General features: G+C 60.1%; 15 protein-coding genes. 14 read left to right on the top strand and 1 reads right to left on the bottom strand.

Annotation, left to right across the window (positions count from 1 at the left end; genetic code table 11):
• The first annotated feature begins 8 nt into the window (after window positions 1–8).
• From LKX83_RS01030 to LKX83_RS00990, 10 genes are all read left to right on the top strand, one after another.
• Window positions 9–1694 carry a response regulator gene (locus LKX83_RS01030; protein ID WP_227880014.1) on the top strand — a complete coding sequence of 562 codons (1686 nt, stop codon included), beginning with the start codon at window positions 9–11 and terminating at the stop codon, window positions 1692–1694.
• A gap of 11 nt (window positions 1695–1705) precedes the next feature.
• Window positions 1706–7411: a HAMP domain-containing protein gene (locus LKX83_RS01025; RefSeq protein WP_227880012.1), complete on the top strand. Its 5706-nt coding sequence runs from the start codon at window positions 1706–1708 to the stop codon at window positions 7409–7411.
• Between the two features lie 713 nt (window positions 7412–8124).
• Window positions 8125–8247 (top strand): hypothetical protein, encoded by a 123-nt coding sequence (locus LKX83_RS33810; RefSeq protein WP_255654236.1) that lies wholly within the window; start codon window positions 8125–8127, stop codon window positions 8245–8247.
• Between the two features lie 656 nt (window positions 8248–8903).
• The gene (locus tag LKX83_RS01020; RefSeq protein WP_227880004.1) at window positions 8904–10172 is read left to right on the top strand and encodes a glucosaminidase domain-containing protein; all 1269 of its coding nucleotides are present in this window, start codon (window positions 8904–8906) and stop codon (window positions 10170–10172) included.
• Window positions 10173–10380: 208 nt separating this feature from the next.
• Entirely contained in the window at window positions 10381–11142 is a 762-nt protein-coding gene (locus tag LKX83_RS01015) for a M15 family metallopeptidase (protein ID WP_227880002.1), read from the top strand.
• A gap of 155 nt (window positions 11143–11297) precedes the next feature.
• Window positions 11298–12350 (top strand): selenide, water dikinase SelD, encoded by a 1053-nt coding sequence (gene selD / locus LKX83_RS01010; RefSeq protein ID WP_227880000.1) that lies wholly within the window; start codon window positions 11298–11300, stop codon window positions 12348–12350.
• Between the two features lie 35 nt (window positions 12351–12385).
• Window positions 12386–13432, top strand: a complete 1047-nt coding sequence (gene mnmH / locus LKX83_RS01005) for a tRNA 2-selenouridine(34) synthase MnmH (protein WP_227879998.1) — start codon at window positions 12386–12388, stop codon at window positions 13430–13432.
• Between the two features lie 81 nt (window positions 13433–13513).
• Window positions 13514–14629 carry a VanZ family protein gene (locus LKX83_RS01000; protein WP_227879997.1) on the top strand — a complete coding sequence of 372 codons (1116 nt, stop codon included), beginning with the start codon at window positions 13514–13516 and terminating at the stop codon, window positions 14627–14629.
• A 29-nt stretch (window positions 14630–14658) separates the two neighbouring features.
• Window positions 14659–19122 carry a DEAD/DEAH box helicase gene (locus LKX83_RS00995; RefSeq protein ID WP_227879995.1) on the top strand — a complete coding sequence of 1488 codons (4464 nt, stop codon included), beginning with the start codon at window positions 14659–14661 and terminating at the stop codon, window positions 19120–19122.
• Window positions 19123–19256: 134 nt separating this feature from the next.
• On the top strand, window positions 19257–20090 hold the full coding sequence (locus tag LKX83_RS00990) for a sugar phosphate isomerase/epimerase family protein (protein WP_227879994.1): 834 nt from the start codon (window positions 19257–19259) through the stop codon (window positions 20088–20090).
• 116 nt (window positions 20091–20206) lie between these two features.
• On the opposite strand, the gene LKX83_RS00985 is transcribed toward LKX83_RS00990, so the two are convergent.
• On the bottom strand, window positions 20207–22459 hold the full coding sequence (locus LKX83_RS00985) for an AraC family transcriptional regulator (protein ID WP_227879993.1): 2253 nt from the start codon (window positions 22457–22459) through the stop codon (window positions 20207–20209).
• A 252-nt stretch (window positions 22460–22711) separates the two neighbouring features.
• Between LKX83_RS00985 and LKX83_RS00980 the strand changes: the two genes are divergently transcribed.
• From LKX83_RS00980 to LKX83_RS00965, 4 genes are read left to right on the top strand one after another with little or no spacing between them, the layout of a single operon-like run.
• On the top strand, window positions 22712–23626 hold the full coding sequence (locus tag LKX83_RS00980; RefSeq protein ID WP_227880353.1) for an ABC transporter permease: 915 nt from the start codon (window positions 22712–22714) through the stop codon (window positions 23624–23626).
• Between the two features lie 17 nt (window positions 23627–23643).
• Window positions 23644–24558 (top strand): carbohydrate ABC transporter permease, encoded by a 915-nt coding sequence (locus LKX83_RS00975; RefSeq protein ID WP_227879991.1) that lies wholly within the window; start codon window positions 23644–23646, stop codon window positions 24556–24558.
• A gap of 58 nt (window positions 24559–24616) precedes the next feature.
• Window positions 24617–26164: an extracellular solute-binding protein gene (locus tag LKX83_RS00970; RefSeq protein WP_227879990.1), complete on the top strand. Its 1548-nt coding sequence runs from the start codon at window positions 24617–24619 to the stop codon at window positions 26162–26164.
• A gap of 28 nt (window positions 26165–26192) precedes the next feature.
• The gene (locus tag LKX83_RS00965; RefSeq protein WP_227879989.1) at window positions 26193–26330 is read left to right on the top strand and encodes a hypothetical protein; all 138 of its coding nucleotides are present in this window, start codon (window positions 26193–26195) and stop codon (window positions 26328–26330) included.
• Window positions 26331–26434: the final 104 nt, after the last annotated feature.

Genomic DNA, 26434 nt, shown 5'->3' with positions numbered 1-26434 from the left:
AGGGCGTCATGGAGGATCCCGTCAACATCCTGCTCGTCGACGATCACCCCGAGAACCTGGTTGCCATCGAAGCGGTGCTGGCGGGCGAGCCATACCGACTCGTTCGCGCCTATTCCGGCATCGAGGCGCTGCGCTCGCTGCTGGAAGAGGATTTCGCGGTGATCGTCATGGACGTACAGATGCCCGGCATGGACGGCTACGAGACGGCGAGCATCATCCGTACCCGCGAGAAATCCAAGTACGTGCCGATTATCTTCATGTCCGCTTCTCATTACAAGATGGAGCATTTTTTCGCGGGATATTCGGCAGGCGCCATCGATTATATGACCAAGCCGTTCCAGCCCCAAATTTTCAAAGCGAAAATTCAGGGCTACGTCGGCATGTACGAGGCGAACAAGTCGCTGCAGGTGCAGAGCGAACTGCTTCAGGAGCAAACCAAGCAGCTCGAGAAGACGAATCAGGAACTCGTGCTGGCCAAGGAACGTGCCGAAATCGCGTCCGGCGTCAAGTCGGAATTCCTCGCGATGATGAGCCATGAGATCCGAACGCCGCTGAACGGCATCATCGGCATGTCCGAGCTGCTCCTATCGTCCGAAATTCCGGAAGAGTACGCCAAGATGGCCGAAATCATCCATACGAGCGGCAATGCGCTTCTTTCGGTCATCAATCATATTCTCGACTACTCCCATATCGAATCCGGGAAGGTAAACCTGGCGGACGAGCCGTTCGTCCTGAAGTACTGCCTCGAGGAGACGATCGACCTGTTCACCGCCCAGTCGCGGGAGCGGAATCTCGAGATGATCGTAGCCGTCGACCCCGACATCCCGCTGTACGTTCGCGGGGATATGAACCGTCTCCGGCAGGTGCTGATCAATCTTGTCGGCAACGCGGTGAAGTTCACGTTGGAAGGGGGTGTCTATATTGCCGTACGCAAACGCGCGGAAAAGGAGGATGAGATCACGCTCGAATTCATTATCAAAGATACCGGAATCGGCATTCCGCCGGACAAAATCGGGCAGCTCTTTCAGCCGTTTTCCCAATTAGACGCCTCGACGAACCGGATGTTCGGAGGGACGGGGCTCGGGCTGTCGATCTGCAAGTCGTTGGTGGAGTTGATGGGAGGCGAGATCGGGATCGCGCCGCCTCCGGCGCATGGGGAGAGCGGGGCGACCTTCGTCTTTACGGCGAAGGTCCGGCCGCATGCATTGCCGGAGCCGCTGCACGAGGGAATGTTCCTCGAGCAGACCTGCCCGCTCAAGTTCGAACGCCTGTCGGCGGAGCTGCTGGAAGTGCCGCTGCGCATCCTCGTCGGGGAAGAGGATCCGGTCGACCGCTTGCTGCTGAAGCGGATGCTGGACATGCTTGGCTGCGATGCCGATTGGGCGACGAGCGAAGCCGCCGTTCGAGAAATGTCGCATGGCGATCCCTACGATATGGTCCTCCTGGCGCTGGACTCGGATCCGCCGGACGCGTTGCTCCGGGAGACGGTCGACGACGTGATGGATCGCGCGTCCGGCTCCGGCCCGCCGTTCGTCGTTGCAATGACCGTGGACGCGTCCGACCGGGACAAGCGCAGGTTCGCCGCCGCGGGCATGCGTTCCGTGCTGGCCAAGCCGATCCGCTTGGCGCAACTGACGCATCTCATCCAAGAGACAGCCTCGCGAAAGAGAGAACAAGGCCAAAATAAAGGATAAGGGATGAGACCATGACTGAGCGCAATCGCGAAGAACCGCACCGGGATGATCTCTTGGAAGCGGGGGACATTCTGAACGCCTTGATGGCGTTCAAAAAAGGCGACTTCTCCTACAGGATGCCGTACCACCTGACGGGGCTGGCCGGCAAGGTCGCCGATACGTTTAACGAAGTGCTCGAGATGCAGGAGAGCTTGCTGCAGGAGGCGCAGGCCGTCGCCAGAGTCGTCGGGAAGGAGGGCAAGCATACCCGCCGATTTGTCCACAAGAACAGCGGCGGCGACTGGGAGACGGTCGTCGAATCGCTGAACGGCCTGGTCGTCGACCTGATCCAGCCGACGAGCGAGATGGTTAGGGTCATCAACGCGGTCGCCAAAGGCGACTTGTCCCAAAAGGTCGACCTCGAGTTCGAAGGGCGGCCGCTGACAGGCGAGTTCCAGCGCACGGCCAGCAACATCAATATGATGGTCGACCAGTTGTCGATGTTCTCGTCCGAGGTGACGCGCGTCGCCCGCGAGGTCGGTACGGAGGGCATCCTCGGCGGACAGGCGGACGTGCGCGGCGTGTCCGGCACGTGGAAGGACTTGACCGACAGCGTTAACAACATGGCGAACAACCTGACCGATCAGGTACGCAACATCGCGGCCGTCACGACGGCGGTCGCCAACGGCGACTTGTCCAAACAAATCACCGTCAACGCCAAAGGCGAGATTCTGGAGCTGAAAAACACGATCAACACGATGGTGGATCAGCTGTCGATGTTCTCGGCGGAAGTGACGCGCGTCGCGCGCGAAGTCGGCACCGAAGGCAAGCTGGGCGGGCAAGCGGACGTCAAGGGGGTCTCCGGTACGTGGCGCGATTTGACCGAAAGCGTCAACTATATGGCGGGCAACTTGACCAACCAGGTGCGCAACATCGCCGTCGTAACGACCGCGGTCGCCAACGGCGACCTGTCGAAGAAAATTACCGCCGATGTGCAAGGCGAGATCCTCGAGCTGAAAATCACGATTAACACGATGGTGGATCAGCTCTCCATGTTCGCGTCCGAAGTGACGCGGATGGCGCGCGAGGTGGGCACGGAAGGCATCCTCGGCGGTCAGGCCGAGGTCAGCGGCGTCGCCGGCACGTGGCGCGATTTGACCGAAAGCGTCAACTACATGGCGAGCAACCTGACCAACCAGGTGCGCAACATCGCGGAAGTGACGACGGCGGTGGCGAAGGGGGATCTTTCCAAGAAGATCGCGGTCGACGCCAAGGGCGAAATTTTGGAGCTGAAGAGCACGATCAATACGATGGTCGACCAGCTCGGCAACTTCGCCTCCGAGGTGACGCGCGTCGCGCGCGAAGTGTCCACGGAAGGCATCCTCGGGGGCCAAGCGGACGTCAAGGACGTGTCCGGCACGTGGAAGGACTTGACCGACAGCGTCAATTTCATGGCCGGCACGCTTACCGATCAGGTGCGCAACATCGCCGAAGTGACGACCGCCGTCGCAAAAGGGGATTTGTCCAAGCAGATCACCGTCAACGCGACGGGTGAAATTCTCGAGCTGAAAAACACGATCAACACGATGGTGGAGCAGCTGTCCACCTTCGCGTCCGAGGTGACCCGCGTCGCGCGCGAGGTCGGCACCGAGGGCATCCTGGGCGGCCAGGCGCAGGTCAAAGGGGTCGCAGGCACGTGGCGCGATTTGACCGAAAGCGTCAACTACATGGCGAGCAACTTGACCAATCAGGTGCGCAACATCGCGGTTGTTACGACGGCGGTCGCGAACGGCGACCTGTCGAAGAAGATTACCGCGGACGTCCAAGGTGAAATTCTGGAGCTGAAGAATACGATCAATACGATGGTCGATCAGCTGTCGATGTTCTCTTCGGAGGTGACGCGCGTCGCGCGGGAGGTCGGCACGGACGGCAAGCTCGGCGGCCAGGCGCAGGTCAAAGGCGTCGGCGGTACGTGGAAGGATTTGACCGAGAGCGTCAACAACATGGCCCGCAATTTGACCGACCAGGTACGCAACATCGCGGACGTGACGACGGCGGTGGCGAAGGGCGACCTGTCCAAGAAGATCACGGTCGACGTCAAGGGCGAGATGCTCGAGCTGAAAAACACGATGAACACGATGGTGGACCAGCTTGGCAACTTTGCGGCCGAGGTGACGCGCGTGGCGCGGGAGGTCGGCACCGAGGGCAAGCTCGGCGCCCAGGCCGAAGTGAAGGACGTTTCCGGCACCTGGAAGGATCTGACGGATACGGTCAACTACATGGCGAGCAACCTGACCATCCAGATGCGCAATATCGCCGGCGTGACGACGGCGGTCGCGAACGGCGACCTGTCCAAAAAAATCACCGTCGACGTGAAGGGCGAGCTGTTCGAGCTGAAAAATACGATCAATACGATGGTCGATCAGTTGAACTCGTTCGCCTCCGAGGTCACGCGCGTGGCGCGGGAGGTCGGCACGGACGGCAAGCTTGGCGGACAAGCCCAGGTGCGGGGAGTCGGCGGTATCTGGAAGGATCTCACGGACAACGTCAATATTATGGCGACCAACCTGACCGACCAGGTGCGCGGCATCGCGAAGGTCGTGACGGCGGTCGCGAACGGGAACCTGAAGCAAAAGCTGACGGTCGACGCCAAGGGCGAAATTGCCGAGCTGACGGACACGATCAACAACATGATCGAAACGCTCGCGACGTTTGCCGATCAAGTTACAACGGTTGCCCGGGAAGTCGGCGCCGAAGGGAAGCTTGGCGGACAGGCGAACGTTCCAGGCGCTGCGGGCACATGGCGCGACCTGACCGACAATGTCAATTACATGGCGAGCACGCTCACGACCCAGGTTCGCGCAATCACCAACGTCGCGACCGCCGTGACGAATGGAGACCTCTCGCGGACGATCGACGTGGCCGCGGCGGGAGAGGTCGCTTCGCTCAAAGACAATATTAATGAAATGATCCGGAATTTGAAGGAGACGACGCGGATCAATACGGAACAGGACTGGCTGAAGACGAACCTCGCCAAGTTCTCCCGGCTGCTCCAGGGCCAGAGGGACCTGTACGCGGTCTGCCGCATGATCCTCTCGGAGCTGGCGCCGCTCGTCTCCATGCAGCACGGCGTTTTCTACATCAACGAGCCGATCAATGGAGAGCACGTGCTGAAGCTGTTCGCAAGCTACGCCTACCAGAACCGCAAGCATCTGTCGAACGAGTTCCGGGCGGGTCAAGGCCTCGTCGGGCAGTGCCTCATCGAGAAGCAGCGCATTCTGCTCACCAACGTGCCGGGCGACTACGTCGTCATTTCGTCGGCGCTCGGCGAATCGACGCCGTTTAATATCGTCCTCTTGCCGATCATCTTCGAAGATCAGGTGCTGGCGATTATGGAGCTCGCCTCTTTCCGCGCGTTCAGCGAGATCGATATCGCTTTCTTGGATCAACTCACCGAGTCGATCGGGATCGTCATCAATACGATGCAGGCGAACCAGCGGACGGAGGAACTGCTCATCCAGTCGCAGTCGCTGACGGAAGAGCTGCAGAAGCAACAGCTCGAGCTGCAAAATACGAACGACGAGCTGGAGGAAAAAGCGAAGCTTCTCGTGCTGCAGAAAGCCGAAGTCGAAAGCAAAAACAACGAGGTTGAAATCGCCAAACGCTTCCTCGAAGAGAAGGCGGAGCAGCTCGCGCAAACGTCCCGCTATAAATCCGAATTTTTGGCCAACATGTCCCACGAGCTGCGAACGCCGCTGAACTCGCTGCTGTTGCTCGCCGAGCAGCTCGCGGAAAATCCGGAGGCCAATCTGACGGATGCGCAGGTGAAGTTCGCCATGACGATCCAGGATTCCGGGTACGAGCTGTTGAACCTGATCAACGATATTCTCGATCTGTCCAAGATCGAGTCGGGGACGATCTCTCCGGAGTACAGCGAGGTGTCCGTGCCGGAGCTGGCGGACGCGCTGGACCGTTCGTTCCGGCATATGGTCGACGACAGCAAGCTGGAGTATCGGATCAAAGTGGAGCCGGACGTGCCCGGCGTCATCGTGACGGATCCGAAGCGGCTTCAGCAGATCCTGAAAAATCTGCTTTCCAACGCCTTCAAGTTCACCGAACGCGGACAGATCATGCTGCTGATCCGCAGGGCGAGTAATGGCTGGAGCGAGGACAAGGAGACGCTGAATGAAGCGCAGGTCGTGCTGTGCTTCTCGGTGAGCGATACCGGCATCGGCATCCCGGCGGACAAGCAGCAGATCATCTTCGAGGCGTTCCAGCAGGCCGACGGCAGCACGAACCGCGAATACGGCGGAACCGGCCTCGGGCTCGCGATTTCCCGGGAGATCGCAGAGATGCTGGGCGGCGAGATCACCCTGTACAGCGAGGCTGGCAGCGGCAGCGTGTTCAACCTGTATTTGCCGGCGGAAGCGGAGCTGTTCGATTCCGAACCGAAGCCGCGGCATCAGCCCGAAGTGATCGACGTGACGCCGCCGAAGCGGGTGCGCGGCTTCCCGGTGAGCGAGGAGACGGAACTTCGCGACGATCGTGACGATATCCAGCCCGGCGACCGCGTCTTCCTTCTTATCGAGGACGACATGAAATTCAACGAGATCATGCTCGATGTCTTGCGGCGCAAAGGGATCAAGGCGGTCGTCACGACGCGCGGACTGAACGCGCTCGAGCTGGCGCAAAAGTACAAGCCGGCCGCCATCACGCTCGATCTCCATCTGCGGGACGCCGACGGCTGGCTCGTGCTCGAGCACCTGAAGAACGATATCAACGTCCGCCACATTCCGGTATGCGTCATCACGGTTGAAGAAAATGACATGCGGCTCCTGCAGAAAGGGGCGTACGACTACTTCAGCAAACCCGTGACGTACGAAGAGCTGGAGAACGCGCTGGAGAAACTGAATCGCTTCGCCGACCGAACGGAGCCGCAGCTGCTCGTCGTCGCCCGGGACGAGGGGCGGCGGAAGGCGTTCGTTTCCTTGCTCGAGAGCAAGGATCTGAACATCGTCGCCGTCGATACAGGGCGCAAGGCGCTCAATCAGCTGAACGCCAAGACCTACGACTGCGTACTGTTGGACAACGATCTGCCGGACATGAACGGCGCCAAGTTCGTCCGTGAAGTCATGAAAAATGCGAAAAACAAATATTTGCCGATCGTCATCCATCGCAGCAAAAAGCTCGCGCCCGAAGAGGAAGCCGACTTCGACGAGCTCATGCGTTCGGCTGTCATCAAGGAAGCGAAGACATCCGTCCAAATCATGGACGAAACCGCTCTGTTCCTCCACTTAAAGACGGACAGTCTGCCCAAGGACGCCAGAGAGACGCTCGTGAAGGCGCATTTGTCCGACGAGATGATCGCTTACAAGAAGGTGCTCGTTGTCGACGATGACATCCGCAACATTTTCGCGCTGACGACGATATTGGAGCGGCATCACATGAAGGTCATTCCGGCGGAAAACGGCGAGGACGCGATCGCGCTCCTCCAAGACACGCCAGACGTGGACATCGTGCTGATGGACATCATGATGCCGGTCATGGACGGCTACGAGACGACTCGCGCCATTCGGGAACGTCCGGAGTACAAGGATCTGCCGATCATCGCACTCACCGCCAAGGCGATGAGCGGCGATCGCGAGCTTTGCCTCGAAGCCGGGGCGTCCGACTACATCACAAAGCCGGTAAACAGCGCGCAGTTGCTGGCCATGATGCGGGCTTGGTTAGACCGGTAAACGGCCGCATTACCCTCATAGCACCTTTTCTATCTGCGAAAAGAGGATTCTGTCGTTCCCTGCGACAAGGTCCTCTTTTTGCGGAATCGATCAAGCTCGCGCTGTCCACATCTCCTTTCTGACGATATCCCCTTCACTCAGGTATCCTGCCTTATAGTCTGCGCCACCCGACGTTTCCCGCCGATATGTCATTTCCACGCCTTTACGACGTTATCCCGTTCGCTCAGGAATCAAGCCTCATAGTCTGCACCGCCGACGTTACCCGCCAATATGTCTTTTCCACACCATTATGACGTTATCCCGTTCGCTCAGGTTGAGCCTGACAAGGGGTACGGTGCACGCCACCTTGCCATATCAGCTGCTTTACGACGATATCCCCTTCACACAGGTAGCTACCCGCAAGAATGTAATCCACCCGAGATGTCCCGTTTCCGCCTTTGCGACGATATCCCCTTCGCTCATGTATCCTGCCTCATAATTTGCGCCGCCGTCGTTACTAGCCAAAAAGCTATTTCCACGCCTTTACGACGATATCCCCTTCGCTCAGAAACAATCCATAACGGTTTTTCGCGTATCGAACTGGAGATCTTTGCTCTTTATCCCATTGTTCAAAGTGCAGAGGCATTATTGAATGTTTCGAAAATGTTGCTTCCCAAGTTTAGCGCAGTTCTCTCTCGGATGAATTTCCCCTGAGCGAAAGGGATGTCGTGCGAGTGCAGGTATTGGAGGAGTTCAACCTGAGCGAAGGGGATATCGTGCGAGTGCTGGTATGGGGGGAATTCAACCTGAGCGAAGGGGATATCGTGCGAGGGCATTTATTGGAGAGTTCATCCTGAGCGAAAGGGATGTCGTGCGAGTGCCGGTATTGGAGGAGTTCAACCTGAGCGAAGGGGATAACGTGTGAGGGCCTTTATTGGGAGAGTTCATCCTGAGCGAAGGGGATAACGTGCGAGGGCTTTTATTGGAGAGTTTCATCCTGAGCGAAGGGGATAACGTGCGAGTGCTGGTATGGGGGGAATTCAAACTGAGCGAAGGGGATAACGTGCGAGTACTGCAAAAGTGGGTGTGACGATGCCCCTACTTCTGATGATTCCATTGCCCTGTTAAAGCGGAGGACACGAGTAAAAATCGTGCTTATTCCGATGGCATCCTGAACGAGAGGGATATCGTTCAAACGTAGGCGAAATGAGTTGTTTTCGATCGGATGGGAGGAGAATGTGTGATGGCCGGAGATCGCAATCGGGCTAGCCGACGGACGGCACGCCAATCCCCAGAAGACGACAGCCGATTGTCATTCGGGGAGGCCATTTGAAGAACTGCGTTGAAAGCGGTTTTTTTAGGTCCATGAACATTTTCTCATCTAGGCCGATACGACAATAAAACATGCGATTTTCGCATATCGTTTGACATGCTTTTCAGAGACGCATATGTACAATCTAACCATTATCAATCGAGCATCCTCCACCCCCCATCAACAGAAAGAGGTGTAGTCATGCGTAGATTCGTGAAACATTATTGGTTCGTGTGCATGCTGTGCGCGACCCTGCTCCTGACTTTGGGCATGAATGTTCAACCTTCTAATATCGTTACCGAACGGACCTTCGCGGCCGAAGCCGTATCCGCCGTTCCCGTAGTGGCAGTCCCGACGCTTGCAGCTGCCAACGGGCAAACGCCCTCCGCTCCGGCGCCGAACTGGGCCGCGTCGCCGTCCGACGCGACCGAGCCGACCGAGCCTGCCGCTTTCCCCGACGCTTCCGTATCGTCCCCGAACGATTCGGCGCCGGCCGACACCCTTCCCGCGCCGCAGCAGCCCGCGCCCGGCACGGAAGGCGCGCATGCCTCCGATGATCTGGACGGTACCACATCCTCGCCCGTACCCTCGCCCGCGCCGAGTCCGGCTATTCTCCCTACATACGATACGTACGAAGTGACCGCGTACTTTTTGAACGTGCGCGCGAATCCATACGCCAAGTCCAAAATTCTCGACGTCGTTTCCCGTGGCACGCTCCTCGAGGTCGTCGGCAAATCCGATGAAGGCTGGCTTCGACTGCGCGGAGAAGGTTACGTTCACGGCGGGTACGCCAAACTCGTTTCGGCGGCTGATGCAAGCTCTCCGGCGACGGCGAAAGATTCAAAAGCCGCGGTCAATGAACCGAAAGCCACGGTCAATGATCCGAAGTCCACAGACAAGGATCCGAAGTCCGACGAGCCTCCGCAGCCCAAGCTCAAGGTCGGAACCGGTGGCGCGGACGCGTCCGCGAAGACCGGGGGGACGAAGACCGTTCCCGGCAAACCGGCGCCGAAACCCCAGCCGTTGGGTCAGCCGAACAAGCCGACGTCCGCCGTCAAGTCCGATTCCGGGCTGACCGCCGAACATATCGCCACGATTCTGAAGGGCACCGCGCTCGCGAATATCGGCCTGGAGGACGCCATCCTGGAAATCGAAGAGGAGTACGGCATCAACGCCTATTTTACGATTGCTGTCATGAAGCTGGAGAGCGGAAACGGGAAAAGCAAGCTGGCCAAGACGAAAAACAACCTGTTCGGACTCAACGCCGTGACGGGCAGCGAAAACGTCAAAGCGTTCAGCTTCTCCTCCAAGGAGGACAGCATCCGCAAATTCGGACAGCTTCTCGCTAAAAACTACGTGGGCAAAGGTTACACGACGATCGAAAAGGTCGCGAAAAAATATTGTCCGGCCAGCGGTACATGGGCGACAAAAGTGAAAAACATCATGGCCAGCGACCATCGAAAAATCTAGCTGGTATGCTGACCTGAGCGGAAGTGAAAGAAAGCGAACGGAGACCTGAGCAGGAGGAAGGTTGAAAAGCGAACGGAGCGGAAGGAAAGGGTGTAAGTGGACGAAGACGGAGCCCGGCGGTGTTGCGCGGATCGGCGAATCTATGCGATGATGCAAAGAGATAGCGAGATTCGCGTCGAACCCCGTAACGCCGGAGGAGAACCTGTTTATGAGACTTCTGATCGCACTCCTGTTGATCGCCTTGCTGGGGGAAGGGCATTCGGGCGCATTCGCCGATAGGGCCGCTGCTTCCAAAGCGAACCCGACGCCTCCGAAGCAGGAGGCAGCCGATGCCGTTCCGGAGGTCGCCAAAGCGCACAAGCTTCCGAAAGGTTTCGTCTACGTGGACGAAGTCGCGCCGGACATTCGCATTCATATTGGCTATTACAGCGACACCAATTTCGTCGGGAGAAGCATCGACGGCTACGAAGCCCCGGTGGCGATCTTGACGGCGGAGGCTGCCCAGGCGCTGAAACGGGTGAACGAGGACCTGGCCCGCCAAGGCTACGCCCTCAAAATTTACGATGCCTACCGACCGCAAAAAGCAGTCGACGATTTCATTCGTTGGGCCAAGGACCCTCAGGATACGAAGATGAAGGAACGCTATTACCCGAACGTAAACAAAAAGGATTTGTTCAAGCAAGGCTACCTGGCTTCCAAGTCGGGACATTCCCGCGGAAGCACTGTCGATTTGACACTCGTTTCTGTCAAGACCGGCGAGGAGCTCGATATGGGCGGCATCGTGGACTTTCTGGGGCCTGAGTCCGGCCACGGCGCCAAGGGGCTGACCAAGGCGCAGGCGGCGAACCGCCAGCTCTTGAAGAAAGCGATGGAGAAGCGGGGCTTTACGGCGTACAGCAAGGAATGGTGGCATTATACGCTTGCCAAGGAGCCGTATCCAAAACACTATTTCGACTTTAACGTCGCCTAGCGGGCGAAAGCAGGCGACAGCAGGAATCAGAGCGAGGGAGCAGCCGGCAGACCGGCCTGCTCCCTCGCTGCGTCCCGGGGCCGGCGTTTGCTTTGCGTTTGCGGAATCGTGTACGATTCAAGTATAAGGTTCATACCAGGGAGGAAGAAAAAGCGATGGATACTGCTCCAACTGTCAAATTAACGTCTCTCTCGAGCAAAGGCGGCTGCGGCTGCAAAATCGGACCGGCCGATTTGGCCCAGGTGATCCGGAGCTTGCCGCCGGGCACGCCGAATCCGGATCTGCTCGTCGGTCTGGAGACAAGCGACGACGCGGGCGTCTACCGGCTGACCGACGAGATCGCGATGGTGCAGACGGTCGACTTCTTCACTCCGATCGTCGACGATCCGTACGCGTTCGGTCAGATCGCCGCCGCCAACGCAATCAGCGACATCTACGCCATGGGCGGCAGGCCGCTGACGGTGCTGAACATCGTGGCGTTCCCGATCTCTACGCTCGACAAGTCGATCCTCGCCGATATCTTGCGGGGGGCGGCGGACAAGGTCGCGGAAGCGGGCGTCACGCTTGTGGGCGGCCACTCGATCGACGACAAGGAGCCAAAGTTCGGCCTTGCCGTCACCGGCGTCGTCCACCCGAACCGGATCCGCACGAACGCCGGCGCGAAGCCGGGCGACCGGCTCATCTTGACCAAGCCGATCGGGATCGGCATCCTGACGACATCCATCAAAAAGGACGAGCTGTCGCCGGAGGAAGTCCGCCGGGCGACGGAAGTGATGGCCACGCTGAACAAGCGGGCAGCCGAGACGATGGCGCCGTACGACGTGCACGCCTGCACGGACGTGACGGGCTTCGGGCTTATCGGCCATGCGCTGGAGATGGCGAAGGGCAGCGGCGTCGGCATCCGGCTTCGCCGCGAGGACGTGCCTATCCTGCCCCGGGTCCGGGAGCTGGCCGAACGGGGATTTGTCCCCGGAGGCACGAAGAACAACTACAACCACGTTCGGGCGGACGTCGACTTTGCGCCTTTGCTGGACGAGACCGATCGGCTGATCCTGTGCGACGCGGTGACGTCCGGCGGATTGCTGATCGCGGTAGACCCCGCGCAGGCGGATGCGCTGCTGCGCGACCTGCGGGAAGCCGGCGTGGACGCGCATGAAATCGGAGAGGCCACCGAGAACGAACCGGGCCGGATCACGGTCGCAGACTGAGGAAAACGATCCGCGGAAGAAGAGAAGGAGATCGTATGCTGCAAGACATCGCGCTGGACACATTCATGGAAAAAAGGCGGAACGGCGAGCTGCTTGTTGTTGACGTCCGCTCGCCGGGCGAATACCGGGACGCCACCATTCCCGGCAGCTTGAACATTCCGTTGTTCGACGACGCGGAGCGAGCCGAAATCGGTACCATTTACAAGCAAGTGAGCGTGGAAGCGGCCAAACAGCGCGGCCTCGAGATCGTATCGGTCAAGCTGCCGGCCTTCGTAAGGCAATTCGCCGAGCTTCCGGGCAAGACGGCCGTCTTCTGCTGGCGGGGCGGCATGCGCAGCCGCACGACCGCGACCGTTCTTTCCCTCATGGGCATTCAGGCGTTCCGGTTGACGGGCGGCTATCGCGCCTACCGGAGAGCGGTCGTCCAAGCGCTCGAGGAAATGGCGTTCGCTCCCCGGGCGATCGTCTTGCACGGTAACACGGGCTCGGGCAAGACGGCGATTTTGAGAGACTTGAAGGCGCGCGGCTATCCGGTGCTCGATCTGGAAGGGTTGGCCGGCCACCGGGGATCGGTGTTCGGCCATATCGGCCTGCATAGCCGCAACCAAAAGACGTTCGACGCGCTGCTGTTCGACGAGCTGAAGCGCTACGAGGATGCTCCCTACGTCCTTATGGAAGCCGAAAGCAAGCGGATCGGCAAGGTGACGATGCCCGGAATGCTGCAGCGGAAAAAAGAAGAGGGGCTGCATGTGTGGATGGAGCTGCCGATCGAAGCCCGCGTGAAGACGATTCTGGACGATTACCGTCCGGAGGAGAACCGGCAGGCGTGCCGCGAAGCGTTTCGCCTCATCAAGTCCCGTCTGCATACGCCCGTGGCGGCCGAAATCGAGTCGCACCTGGACGAGGGGCGGTACGATCAGGCGGTCGAACGGATGCTGACGCATTATTACGATCCGCGCTACGCCTTCTCCAGCGAATCCTATGTGCCTGAAGCAGCGGCCGTCATTCGGGCCGACCGTCCGGAAGACGCCGCCGACACCCTCGCGCGGATTGTCGATCGACATTCGACGGTGCCGTCGTAACGCAGCGCGCCGCGACCTCGCGGCGCGGAGGCGGCCCGCATTGCCGCGCCCTATTCACCGACCAGAGCGGGGGAAATCTTCGTGCTGCAGTTTTATCTCTATCCTGTGTCCTACGCGTTCGCGACGTTTCCGATCGCGGCGGCCGCGTTTACGCTGCCGTTCCTCGTCGTGCAATATCATAGGCACGGATATATTCACAAATACCGCGCGCTGCTTCTCTATCTGTTTCTGCTCTATTTGATGAACGCGGTTTATCTCATCCTGCTGCCGATGCCGAGCTCGGTTCATAACGCGCCGCCGGCCGTGGAATCGTACGCGCAGTGGATTCCGTTTCAATTTCTGTCGGACATCGCCCGCGAAACCCGCGTGGTACCCGACGAACCCTCGACCTATCTGCGCCTGTTCGAAGAGCGGGCGTTTTTGCAGGCGGTATTTAACGTCCTGCTGACCGTGCCGTTCGGCATCTTTTTACGCTACTACTTCCGCGCCTCCTGGCGGGCGTGCCTGATCGCTTCGTTCGGACTGACGCTCTTCTTCGAAATCACGCAGGTGACGGGCATCTACGGCATCTTTGACTACCCGTACCGTCTGTTCGACGTCGACGATCTGATGCTCAACACGGCGGGCGGCATGCTCGGTTACGTCTTGTCCGCCTGGCTCTCGCAGCGTTTGCCGCGCATCGACCGGCTGGACGAAAAGGTGGATCTGTCGCGCAAGCGCGTCACCTATACGAGGCGGGCGCTGGCGTTCCTGTTCGATTGGATGCTGCTGCTGCCGTTCGCGGCGATTTTTGCCGTCCTGCGCGTTCCGCTCTCTTATGTTTGGCTGATCGCCGTCTACTTCATCGCGATCCCTTATTGGACAAACGGCTGGACGTTCGGCAAATGGCTGCTGCGCATTCGGCTGCGCGGGGAAGCCGACCGGCTGACGCTTCGGTCGCTCGCGGTCCGGTATGGGCTGCTCTACCTGGTCCTCGGCGGAATGCACGTACTGTTCGTGTCGGCCGCACGACATATGTCGAGCCCGGCCGTCGGATTGCTGCTCGCGATGATCGTCTTCCTGGCGGACGCGGCCTTCGCTCTGCATCTGCTGCGTTGTCTGTTCAACCGCGAGCGCAAGCTGTTCTACGAGGCGCGCAGCCAAACGGCGCACGTCATCCATATGGGGTCGCGCCGGAATGAGCGGGCGGCGCCATGATTCGATTTCCCGCGAAGGAGGGAACAGGCATGAACGCGTACGAAAAGCTGCCGTTTCACCCGTTGGTCGGTCAATGGTTCGCCCGATCGTTCGGCGATCCGACGGACGTTCAGGTCCAAGCGTGGGCTGCGATCGGCCGAGGCGAGCATACGCTCATCGCCGCGCCTACCGGCTCCGGCAAGACGCTGGCCGCGCTGCTGCCCTGCCTGGACCGGCTGGTACGCGATTCGGGCGAACCGCGCAAGCCCGGGGTCCGCATCATCTATATCACGCCGCTCAAGGCGTTGAACAACGACATCACCCACCACGCGGTTCGCTTCGTGGACGAGCTGAAGGCGCTCGCGGAGGAGCTTGGCATGGCGCCGCCGGACATCCGCTGCGAGGTTCGGACCGGCGACACGACGCCGGCACGCCGCGCGGCGATGCTCCGCCGGCCGCCGGAGCTGCTGGTCACGACGCCCGAGTCGCTCTATCTCCTCCTCACCTCGGACAAAGGGCGCGACATGCTGTCCACCGCCGAGACGGTGATCGTGGACGAGATTCACGATTTGGCGGCGGACAAGCGCGGCGCCCATCTGTCGCTGTCGCTAGAACGGTTATCCTGGCGGTTGGGCGCGCCGCTCCAGCGGATCGGCGTCTCCGCCACGCAGAAGCCGCTGGAGCGGGTGGCGCGGTTTCTCGGCGGTTGGGAGGATCCGCAGCCGGAAGGCGAGCGCCTGCCGCGCCCGGTGGCGATCGTCGAGAGCGCGATCCGCAAGCGGATGCGCGTCGAGGTGACGATGCCGGACCCGAGCGTCGCGTCCGCCGACCGGGAAGCGGTCTGGAAGCCGCTGCTCGACCGACTCATGGCCGCGATGACGGGCTGCCGCTCCGTGCTGCTGTTCGTGAACAGCCGGCGCCTGTGTGAGCGCCTATGCCTGCGGCTGAACGACCACGTCGGCTACGAGATGGCGCGCGCGCACCACGGCAGCGTGTCGCGGGACCGCCGGCTCGAGGTCGAGCAAATGCTGAAGGACGGCAGCCTGCGCTGCCTCGTCGCGACCTCCTCGCTGGAGCTCGGCATTGACATCGGCCACATCGACCTCGTCATCCAGATCGACTCCCCTCAGGAAGCCGCGAGGGGCATTCAGCGAATCGGACGGGCGGGACACGCCGTCGGCGAAGACAGCCTGGGCGTCGTCATCGCGAGGCAGAAGGCGCAGCTCCCCGAGATTGCGGTGCTGAGCCATCAGATCGCAAGGCGCGAGATCGAGGAGATTCGCATTCCCGAGGGGCCGATGGACGTCCTGTCCCAGCAGGCGGTCGCGATGGCGGCGATGGACGATTGGCCCGTCGGCGACCTGCACCGGCTGATCCGCCGCAGCGACAGCTATCGCAACTATCCGCTTGATCGTTTGCGGGACATGCTCCGGGTGCTGGCGGGGTTTTATCCGTTCGCGAGGCCGCTGCTGGATTGGGACCGGGAGGCCGACACGCTCCGCCGCCGGAACAACAGCCGTATGGCGGCGGTGACGGGGGCGGGGACGATCCCACAGAGCGGCGGCTACCCGGTCCATCATCTGGAGAGTCGGGCGAATCTAGGCGAGGTCGACGAAGAGTTCATTCAGGAGAGCCGGGTGGGCGACGTGTTCCTGCTCGGAACGAGCTCCTGGATGATCCGGGCGATTCGCAGCGACCGCGTATATGTCTCCGAATCGGGCAACCGGTTCAGCGAAGTGCCGTTTTGGCGCAACGAGGCGGGCGGCCGATCTCCGGAGCTCGGCCGACGGATCGGCGCCTTTTTGCGCGATGCCGAAGATCGGCTCGGCTTGACCGAAGAGGGACGCCTGGCGCCTGTAGGACCGGACGCGTTGGCGGCCGAGCGGGAGGTCGACGAGGCGTTCTGCGCCTGGCTCGCCGAGACGTCCGGGATGGACCGGCTGTCCGCGGAGTCGCTCGCGTCGTTCGTGCGGGCGCAGCACCGCGCGTGCGGCCTGCCGACGGACCGGCGGATCGTGATCGAGCATTATCGCGACGTCATGAACCAGACGCACGTCGTCGTGCACCATCCCGGCGGCCGGGCGGTGAACCGCGCCTGGCTGCTGGCGATCGAGCGGCAGTTCGAGCAGCTTCTGCCGTACCGGCTTTACGGGAACGCCAAGGACGACGGTATCGAGTTCGTGCTGCCCGAATGGGATGCCTCCTGGCTGCAGGTGCTGTACCAGGTGTCGCCGGGCAATCTGGAGCGGCTGCTTACCGAAGCGATCACCGGTTCGCCGCAGCTGGCGATCGCCTTTCGCAAAATCGCGGAAACGTCGCTCCTGCTGTCTCGCAGCTTCACGCGGACGCCGATGTGGCAAAAGCGGCTGCGCAGCGAGGAGCTGCTCCGCAGCGCGCTGCCGTACGCGGAGCAGTTCCCCTACTTGCGGGAAGCGATGTCCGAATGTCTGCACGAATATTTGGGCTACGCGCCGCTGCGGCAGCTGCTGGAAGCGGTGGCGGCCGGGGAGGTCGAGCTGGTCGTCCGGGAGACGCCGTTTCCGTCGCCCTTCGCTTCGCAATTCGTGGCCGACTACGCGAACATGAAGCTGTACGAGGGCGACGGACTGGACGAGACGACGCGGCTCCAACTGATGAACGTGAGCAAGGAGCTGACCGCGCAACTGTTCGGCGAGGAAGCGATGGGGCGAGCGATCAGCGAGGAGGCGCTCGCCGAGGAAAGCCGGCGTCTCGAGGAACCGGCGCGCAAGCCGGGCGATCCGGAGGCGCTCGCCGTCTTGCTGAAGCAGCGGGGAGACCTGACTGCACAAGAGATCGTCAAGCTGGCCGGAGAGGAACGGGCGCTGGATTGGCTGGAGACGCTCCGAAGCCGAGGCGCGGCGTTGCCGCTCGACCTGGCGGGCGACGGGGAGTTTCGCTGGATCCCGGCCGACGAGCGAGAGGTGTACGCGGACTTCCCGCATTCACCCGCTTCCGTCGCCTTCGTGCTCGGCCGATATATCGATCATCGGCTCTCCTTTACGGAGACGGAGCTCTGCGATCGCTATCCGTCGCTGGAGCTGGAGGAAGCGAGGCGCACGGTTGAGAAGTGGCTCGAGGACGGCACCATCACGCAAGCGCCGCACGCCGCCAGCCGAGACGAGCGGCTCTACACGAGCGCCAAAGTCGCTTCCCGCATGGTACGGTTGTCGATCCGCCACGCCCGCAGCAAGGCGGAGCCGGTCGATCCCGCCCGGTGGTGCGGGCAGATCGCCATGCTGCAGCACGTCATGCCGGGCACGCAGGTGCAAGGCAGCGAAGGACTGCGCGAGGCGATCGAACGGCTGCAGGGGTTGTTCTTGCCGCTCTCGCACTGGGAGACGATCATCTTCCCGAGCCGGGTCGCGAATTACCGCAAGGACGACCTCGACCTGCTGTGCGCCTCAGGAGAGGTGCTCTGGATCGGCCGCAAAGGCGAAGGGGACAAGGAGGGCAAGCTGGCCTTCTTTCTCGCGGAGTCGAAGGCGCTGTACGCGCCGTTCGCCGAAGCGCGGAGCGGAGAACCGACCAAGCACCCGCGGCTGTTGGAACTGCTGGAGCATGGGGGCGCCAGCTTCCTGACGCGGCTCAGCCGGGAGATGGACGCCGCGCCTTCCGAGCTGCTGCCCGACTTGCTCGACCTCGTCTGGGAAGGCCGCGTCTCCAACGACCAGTTCGCGCCTCTCCGGCTGCACGCCCAATCGAAAACATCCCGCACCGCGCAGCGGCACAAAGCCGGCTCGGGGCTCGGGCGCTGGTACGCGGTCTCCGCTTTGAAGGATGAGGATGCGGATGCGGAGACGCGGAGCGACGGCGGTGGCCGCGGCCGCACGCCGCCGACCAGCCTGCCGACGGCCGGCGGACCGCCGGCGGAAGGGGAGGAGTCGCCCCCGCTCGTATGGACGCATCACCTTCTCCGCGTGTACGGGATGGTGAACCGCGAGCTCGTGGCGCGGATGTCGCCGTTCGCCTGGGACGATCTCTATCCGCTGCTGAAGCGGCTGGAAGAATGGGGCGTCGTGACGCGCGGAACGTTTATCCGGGGGATGTCGACGCTGCAGTTCACGACGCGGGAAATCAGCGAAGCCGTCCGGCAGCCGCTTCCGGCGGCGGGAGGCTGGACGGTGCTGTCGTCGGCGGACCCGGCCAATCCGTTCGGACTCATGGTCGACTGGCCCGAAGGGGTGTCAGGCGCTTCGTTCGCCCGCAAGCCCGGCAACTTCCTGTTGATGGACGGAGACCGTTGGACGTATTGGATCGAAAATAACGGCAAACGCGTCTTCCGCATGCCGGAGGCCGGCGAAGGCGCGGCCGAAGCGCGTCAGGCGGCGCAGCTCCAGGCGGCCTTCCAATCGATCCTGCGGCGGCAGAAGCTGTCCAAGCTCAGCGTCGAGCAGTGGGACGGCGCGCCCGTCACCGAGACGGAAGCGGGCGAGGCGCTGCTCCGGCTCGGAGCGGAGCGGGACCGGCGCGCGCTCGTTTTTTGGCTGAATTGAAGCCGTGTCGGACTTTGCCGCCCGCGATGTCGCATATTCGGACATGTAAAAAACGCCCGTCTGTAATAGGATAAAAACGATGCCAGTCTAAACCATATATCCAAATTGAGAATCGGAGCGAATGGAGGTCCAACATGCGGAGAGGATTAAGCGTTGCGGGGCTCGGCAAACTGGAAGACGAAGTTCAACTGATCGAACTGGCCGGGAAGTACGGTTTCGGCACGGTCGACATCAACGCCGAATGGCTGGTGAGCCGATACGGCGTCGAAGGCGCGAAGGCGCTGCTGGCGGAGCACGGCGTCGAGGTCGGCAGCATCGGCCTGCCGGTGGAATGGCGGTCGTCGGAGGAAGCGTTCCTGGAAGGGATGAAGGTGCTCGCGGCACATGCGGACGCCGCCCGCGCGCTCGGATGCACGCGCTGCTGCACGTACATCCTGCCGTCGACGGATGACCCGGCCGCGCATTTCATGGCGCTGGCGACGCGACGGCTGCGCGCCTGCGCGCAGTTGCTCGGCGTATACGGCATCCGGCTCGGGCTGGAGTTCGTCGGACCGCACCACCTGCGGACGGCCTGGGCGAACCCGTTCATCTGGTCGATGGAGCAAACGCTGGACTGGATCGACGCGATCGGCGAGCCGAACGTCGGATTGTTGCTGGACGCCTACCACTGGCACACGAACGGGCTGAAGCCGGCCGATATCGAGGCGCTTCGTCCCGACCAGATCGTGCACGTCCACTTGAACGACGCGCCGGATGTTCCGATCGAAGAGGCGCTGGACAACGGCCGGCTGTATCCGGGCGAAGGCGTCATCGACTTGAAGGGCTTCCTGCAAGCGCTGCGCAAGATCGGCTACGACGGTCCGGTCGCGCAGGAAATACTGACGCGGGAACCGCCGCAGGGAACGCCGGACGAACTCGCGCGCCATTCGCAAGCGTGCTACGACCGCGTGTTCGGCGAAGCCTTGTAACCGGAAAAAGCTCGAGCGTCCGTTCGCGACGGACGCTCGAGCTTTTTTGCCGGCGCAGGGCAACGGCCGGCGGCGCGCCTCCGGCCGTTTCGGTGACAAGCGCGTTTTGGGAGAACCTACATGGCGCGTTCGCCTTTTCCGTCGTATCGTTCCCGATATTGCTTCGGGGTAAGGTCCGTATGTTTTTTGAACGACGAATAGAAATGCCCTTTGGACAGGAAGCCGCATTGACCGGCAATTTCCAAAATCGGGAGGCGAGTGGAGACGAGCTTCTCCTTCACCCGCTCGATTCGTTCCTGGAGCACGTAATCGGACAAGGAGACGTTCATCGTTTCTTTGAACAACTGACGGACATAGCTGACGGAGTAGGAGAAGTTGTCGGCGATTTGTTCGACCGACAGCTGATCGTCCTGAAGGTGATTGTTCACGTACTCCCGGATTTCGTTGACGAGCTCCTCCTTTCGGCTTGGGGGGTTCGGAGCTTCGATTTCGGCCGCCAGCATCTCGATCATGCTTTCCAGCCAGGCTTGGAGCTCTCCGATCGTGCGGTAGCGGTCGAGCAGCCGATCGATGCTGCCGATCCCGTGAACGACGTTGGATTTGCTGAAGCTCTTCAGCAGGTCGTAGGTGAAATACGTTAAATAAAGCTTGGACTCCCGATAAGGCATTTCTTGAATGAGCCTCATCTTTTGACGCAGAAGAACGATCGCCTGCGCTTTGCGTCCGCCGCGGATCGTTCGAATGACCTCGGTCGCATCCGGCGCTTCCGATGCGGTCGGATACCCCTCCATGAACGCTTCGAAGTCGCTCTCCTCGTAAATCCGGTTGTCTCCGTTCAAAAACCGAAGCATCGTGAGCTCGTAAATATGGTCGTAAACGGTTCGGATGTTCGCGCTGATCTCGTAGGCGCGACTGACGGCAATGGTGACGTCGACGTTCAGAATGCGGGCAACCTGTTCGCGCGCGTCCTTCAGCCGCTCTCGCAGCCCCGGGGCATCCGGTTCGCCCCCGATCAGCAGGAGGAGATGATCGCCGCCCATGTCCAAGCCTTCGGCGACGCAAGGCCCGGCATCGACGACTTCCTCGGCGATATTCCGAATGGCGTATTTGATCGATTTGCGCGAAGGGAAATCATAGCGTTCGCAGAAGACGGAAAAAGCTTCGATCCGAAGGACGGCCAGGCTTAGAGAAGCGGAAGACTTCAACTTGGTCCGACGCCGAATGTACTCGATATTTTTCATGCCCGGCGTTCCGTGCAGCACCCATTGGCCGAGGGTTTCCGCACGAACCAGCTCGGATTGGTCCCTTACTGAAGCATGAAGCTGTTCCATCTTGTCGAGCAGCGCCTCGATGCCGTCGTCGATCCATTGGATGTCCGGCTTCGGCGCGGCGACCGCGGCCGGAAACGCGACCTTCCGCTGCAGCTTCTCCGACAGGGAGGTAAGCGAACGCAAGGCCCTGCGCGAGCTCCAGAAAAACAGCAGCGAGACGATGCCCAGCAGCAGCAATGTATACGCTATCAATTTTTGCTGGTAGGCAGAGATGTGTCGTGTCAAAATGCGGTATTCGTTCGAATAATACAGGGTCCAATCGTCGATCGGCATGTCGGCCGTATGGACGAACCACCGTTCCCGAGGAAGCTTGACCTGCAGGCTGTGTCCCGGTTCCCGATGCGCGGCGAGGTACACTTGTTTGCTCAGATCGGGGTTCGGCTGTCCCAAGATCAGATCTCCTTCCTCGTCCAGAATTCGGACATCCTGCTCGGAGGAGAGAGAGGGGCCAAACAGGAGATCGGACAGCAGCGGCTTGTCGATCAGCAGCACCAGATAGAAGTCTGACGACTTCTCGGGCGTAGCCGGCAGAACGAGCGCCAGGTTGTCCTCGCGGTCCATCGCATGGTTGAAGAAGTGCATGTACTGAAGGCGGAACGTGCTCACCCGCTTTAACATGGCCTGGTCGGCGAACGCGCCCAGCGGCACGATGCCCGCCTTCGAATCTACGGCCAGCCCGTTCCGCAAATTGATCAGGTACGCGCGCTGGATCAGCGGCTCGGTGGACAAGAAATTGGATTGGGCGACCAACGCCGCATGGTCGATCATCGGGTCTTGGCCGGTGCTGAAGAACCAATTCTGGATATTCTGGTCGGCGTACATGCTGAGACCGTAAGCTTTCAGATTGCGGAGCACGGTATCTGCCTTGGAGGCCAGATTGTCGACTTCGCGCTGCGAGTTGCCCTGGACTTCCATCATCGCGTATTTTGCGAACTCCGAAGATAGAAAGTAGACGAACGGAATGAGCGCGCAGATGAGGATGCCGGTAACGAAAAGGAAGGTGCGAATATAGGTTTTGTTGTAAAAAAGGTTCAACATCGTATACGAACACCTCGCGCCCAAAGTCGAAATTAGTATACCATATGCCGGACTGCAAGGCCTCCGCTTCACGGAGTCTTCGTTTTGACAGTATCGGAACGGAGACTTCCGTCCCGCCGCATTCGGCTTTGAAACCACGGACTCGGTACTCGAATCGGCACTTTGAGGACTATGCCGCCGGTTCGGATCCGTGCATAATGGACATCGCCGGCATATGAATCGCATCGGAGGGGATGGAGGGAATCAAAGTTGATGAAACGTTTGGCCAAGGATTTCGCCCGCAATCGACATCTGTACGCCATGGCGGTGCCGGGAATCGTATTTCTCGTTGTCTTCTCCTATATTCCTTTGGCCGGACACATTCTCGCGTTCAAGAACTTTCAGATTGGCCGAGGCATATGGGGCAGCGAATGGGCGGGACTGAACAACTTCCGTTTTTTCTTTTCAAGCCGGGATTGGATGCCGGTTACGTTAAACACGCTCTATTTAAACGCGATGTTTATCGTTTTCGAAATGGCGTTTGCGCTTCTCATTGCGATCTTCCTGAATGAAATTCGCCTGAGATGGTTCAAACGGACGATCCAATCCGTCGTGTTCCTGCCTTATTTCATCTCTTGGATCGTCGTCGGCTATATGACGTTTATCCTCTTCAACAATTCCGACGGTCTTCTCAACCACGCGCTGCTGCGAGTCGGGCTGCGCGCCGTCGACTGGTATCAGACGCCGTGGGTCTGGCCGATCATCCTGACCCTGGTCCGCATTTGGAAAAGCGCCGGGTACCTCTCGATCATTTTGCTCGCCGCCATTGCCGGATTATCGACCGATTATTACGAGAGCGCCCGACTGGACGGCGCGTCCCGACTTCAGCAGATGAGGCACATCACCTTGCCGCTGCTGAAACCGCAAATCATCATTTTGGTTTTGCTCGGCGTCGGGCGCATCTTCTATGGCGATTTCGGCATGATCTACGGCATCGTCGGCGACAACGGCATTTTGTTCCCGACGACCGACGTGATCGATACGTATTCCTATCGAGCGCTCCGTCAATTGGGAGACTTCAGCATGTCATCGGCCATCGTGCTCTATCAGTCCGTCATGGGCTTGATTGCCGTCGTTGCATTTAACGGAATCGTGCGGAGAATCGATCCGGATTCCAGATTGTTCTGAGCGGGGAGGTGGGCGGATTGGACCGTCCGATCGCGTCAAGCGCGTCCGGCCGGCTTCGCTGGCGCGCGGGAATGTCCGAGAAGATGTTGGTGATGCTCATCTGCTCGTTTTTGATTGCGTTTTCACTGATCTGCCTGTTTCCCTTTTGGCTGATGGTCGTCAATTCGTTCGCCGCCGACAAGAGCTTGGCGATCGACGGATATGCCGCGTGGCCGAGCAGCTTCACGCTGGAATCGTACCGATTTCTGCTGCAGGGCAAACAGATCTTTACCAGTTATGGCGTCACCGCCTCGGCGACGGCGGCCGGAACCGCCGCAGGCGTCGCGATTACCGCGCTTTTCGCCTACGTCCTGGCGAATCCGAAGAACAGGTATCGCGGGTTTCTCTCGTTCATGACGTACGCGCCGATGATTTTCGGATCGGGACTGGTCGGCTTCTATCTTCTCGTCGTCCGGTGGCTGCATTTGAAAGATACCTGGTGGGCGCTCGTGCTTCCTTATCTGATGAATCCGTTCTTCGCTTTCATTTTCGTTTCGTTTTACCGCTCGCTGCCTTACGAGCTGAACGAATCGGCGACCGTCGACGGCGCGAACGAGTGGGTCATCTTCTTCAAGATCATCCGGCCGGTCTCGACGCCGGTCATCGCGACGATCGGATTGTTCTACGCGCTTCAGTATTGGAACGACTGGTGGCTGTCGCTGTTGTTCATCGACCACAGCGATCTGTATCCGCTCCAGCTGCTGCTTCGGCAGCTCATGTCCCAGATGCAGCTGTCGTCGCTGAATCATGGCGGCAACGTGCTGACGCTGCCGCCGGCTGAAGGGGTCAAACTGGCAACGGTGTGCCTGACGATCGGACCGATCATTTTCGCGTATCCTCTGGTCCAGAAATATTTCGTCAAGGGATTGACGCTGGGCTCGGTAAAAGGCTGATGTTCGGCTTGCATGATCCGGAAATGCCAGCTTTATCCGATGAGAAGGGGGTTTCAGCATGGTCAAGTTCAAAAGCCTGACGACGGCCGCGGCTATTTTCGTGCTCGCGAGTTTGATGCTCGCGGGCTGCGGCGGCAGCGACGGAAACGACGCCGGGGCCGCAGGTGCCAACGCGAAGGGCAATGCCTCGTTGGCGCCGGTTACGCTGAAGGTGGTCGTTCCCGGAGGCAAAGGGGCCCATTTCGACGAGGTGATGAGCGAGGTCAACAAACGGCTCAAAGCGGATTTGAACACCCAGGTAGACTTTACGTTCATCGACTTTGCCGATCTGAATCAGAAAACGAACGTGATGCTGGCTTCGGGGGAAAACGTGGACTTGATCTTCGACGCTCCCTGGCTGCATCTGGACTCGATGGCCTCTCAAGGCTTCTACGAGGAGTTAACCGGTCTGTTGGACCAGTACGGTTCCCATGTGAAGGAGACGCGTCCGCAGCAGATGTGGGACGCCAACAAAATCGACGGCAACATCTTCGGCGTCCCTTTGGGGAGCGCCTACACGCAGCCTAGAGCGGTATTCATCCGCAAGGACCTGCGGGAGAAGCTGGGCTTGCCGCCCGTTCGAACATACGAAGACCTCCAAGCCTATCTGTATGCCGTGCGCGACCGCGAGCCGGGCATCGTACCGCTGATCGCGGGAGCGGACGACGTCACGTACAGTTGGGTCAATTGGCTGGTTAGGGACGATTCCGGTCTGGGCGTCCGTCCGACCAATGCCATCGGCGCGAGCTTGATGCTGTACTACAAAGGCATCGACGGCAAGGTCTACAATCTGTTCGACACCCAAGAGCCGAAGATTTGGTCTTATCTCGAAAATGCCCGCAAGCTGTTTACGGACAAGATCATGTCGCAAGACGTCATGACGAACAAAAGCTCCCAGTCGGACATGCAGGTGCAAAATAAAGTCGCTGCCACGCCCCAAATGGCGTTCGGCATTCCCCAATCGTTTAACGACCGGCTCAAGCAGGTCGTTCCCGACGGAGAGCTGGAAGCCGTCCGCCTGTTCGATCTGACGCCCGGCAGCAACTTGTCCAATTACAAGATGGACAATTTCATTTGCATCGTCAAGGCGAGCAAGCATAAAGACCGCGCGATGATGTTCCTTGATTGGGCGAACCAAAAAGACCATTACGATCTATTGGAGCACGGCATCGAAGGGAAGAACTGGAAGGCCGTCGGCGATGATCGGTACGAAACGTTAAACAATGACGGCGGAATCGTCTCGTTCCAGCTCATGCTGAATCCGAGTCTGGAGCGGAACTGGGTCGGCACCGACGAGGAAACGCTGAAATACAACCGTTTCATTGCGCAGGCGGACAACTTCACGAAGGACGTCATGACCGGCTTTACGTTCGACCCGACGCCGGTAAAGAACGAAGTGGCCCAGTTCTCCGCCATTCAGGCGAAATATTATAACGGCCTCTTCAACGGCGCGCTTGACCTGGAAGACTATTTCGCCAAGTTCAAAGCCGAAGGGGAAGCCCCGCTCAAGAAGATCCAGAACGAGCTTCAAAAGCAGGTCGACGCCTTCTTGGCGAAGCGATCGTAAAACGGAACGAGAGGGAGGAACGAGGAGAATGAAGCTGAACGACGGACAGCGTCTCGTGTTGATCGGCGATTCCATTACGGACAGCGATCGAAAAATCGGCCATACGATGCTGGCCCGCGCGTTCTTGAATACGATCGATTTCGACTGGCGGCGCATGCAGGGTTAGCGGCGAGCTTCCAGAAGGGCCGGTTCGTCGCCTGGGCTTCGCCAACGGCGGCGCCGGCCCTTTTCGCGCGGAGCGTGAGACGCAACGGAGGAGGAGGAGGCACC

Source organism: Cohnella baijiui, from assembly GCF_020731285.1.
In the GTDB taxonomy this organism is placed as follows: Bacteria; Bacillota; Bacilli; order Paenibacillales; family Paenibacillaceae; genus Cohnella.
Note: the sequence above shows the minus strand (reverse complement) of the source record. Positions and strands in the feature narration are given on the sequence as shown.

Excerpts from the sequence above, each read along its gene's own strand:
- LKX83_RS01030 (WP_227880014.1), top strand. The coding sequence starts at position 9 with ATGGAGGATCCCGTCAACATCCTGCTCGTCGACGATCACCCCGAGAAC.
- LKX83_RS01025 (WP_227880012.1), top strand. The coding sequence starts at position 1,706 with ATGACTGAGCGCAATCGCGAAGAACCGCACCGGGATGATCTCTTGGAA.
- LKX83_RS01020 (WP_227880004.1), top strand. The coding sequence starts at position 8,904 with ATGCGTAGATTCGTGAAACATTATTGGTTCGTGTGCATGCTGTGCGCG.
- LKX83_RS01015 (WP_227880002.1), top strand. The coding sequence starts at position 10,381 with ATGAGACTTCTGATCGCACTCCTGTTGATCGCCTTGCTGGGGGAAGGG.
- selD (WP_227880000.1), top strand. The coding sequence starts at position 11,298 with ATGGATACTGCTCCAACTGTCAAATTAACGTCTCTCTCGAGCAAAGGC.
- mnmH (WP_227879998.1), top strand. The coding sequence starts at position 12,386 with ATGCTGCAAGACATCGCGCTGGACACATTCATGGAAAAAAGGCGGAAC.
- LKX83_RS00995 (WP_227879995.1), top strand. The coding sequence starts at position 14,659 with ATGAACGCGTACGAAAAGCTGCCGTTTCACCCGTTGGTCGGTCAATGG.
- LKX83_RS00990 (WP_227879994.1), top strand. The coding sequence starts at position 19,257 with ATGCGGAGAGGATTAAGCGTTGCGGGGCTCGGCAAACTGGAAGACGAA.
- LKX83_RS00985 (WP_227879993.1), bottom strand. The coding sequence starts at position 22,459 with ATGTTGAACCTTTTTTACAACAAAACCTATATTCGCACCTTCCTTTTC.
- LKX83_RS00980 (WP_227880353.1), top strand. The coding sequence starts at position 22,712 with ATGAAACGTTTGGCCAAGGATTTCGCCCGCAATCGACATCTGTACGCC.
- LKX83_RS00970 (WP_227879990.1), top strand. The coding sequence starts at position 24,617 with ATGGTCAAGTTCAAAAGCCTGACGACGGCCGCGGCTATTTTCGTGCTC.
- LKX83_RS00965 (WP_227879989.1), top strand. The coding sequence starts at position 26,193 with ATGAAGCTGAACGACGGACAGCGTCTCGTGTTGATCGGCGATTCCATT.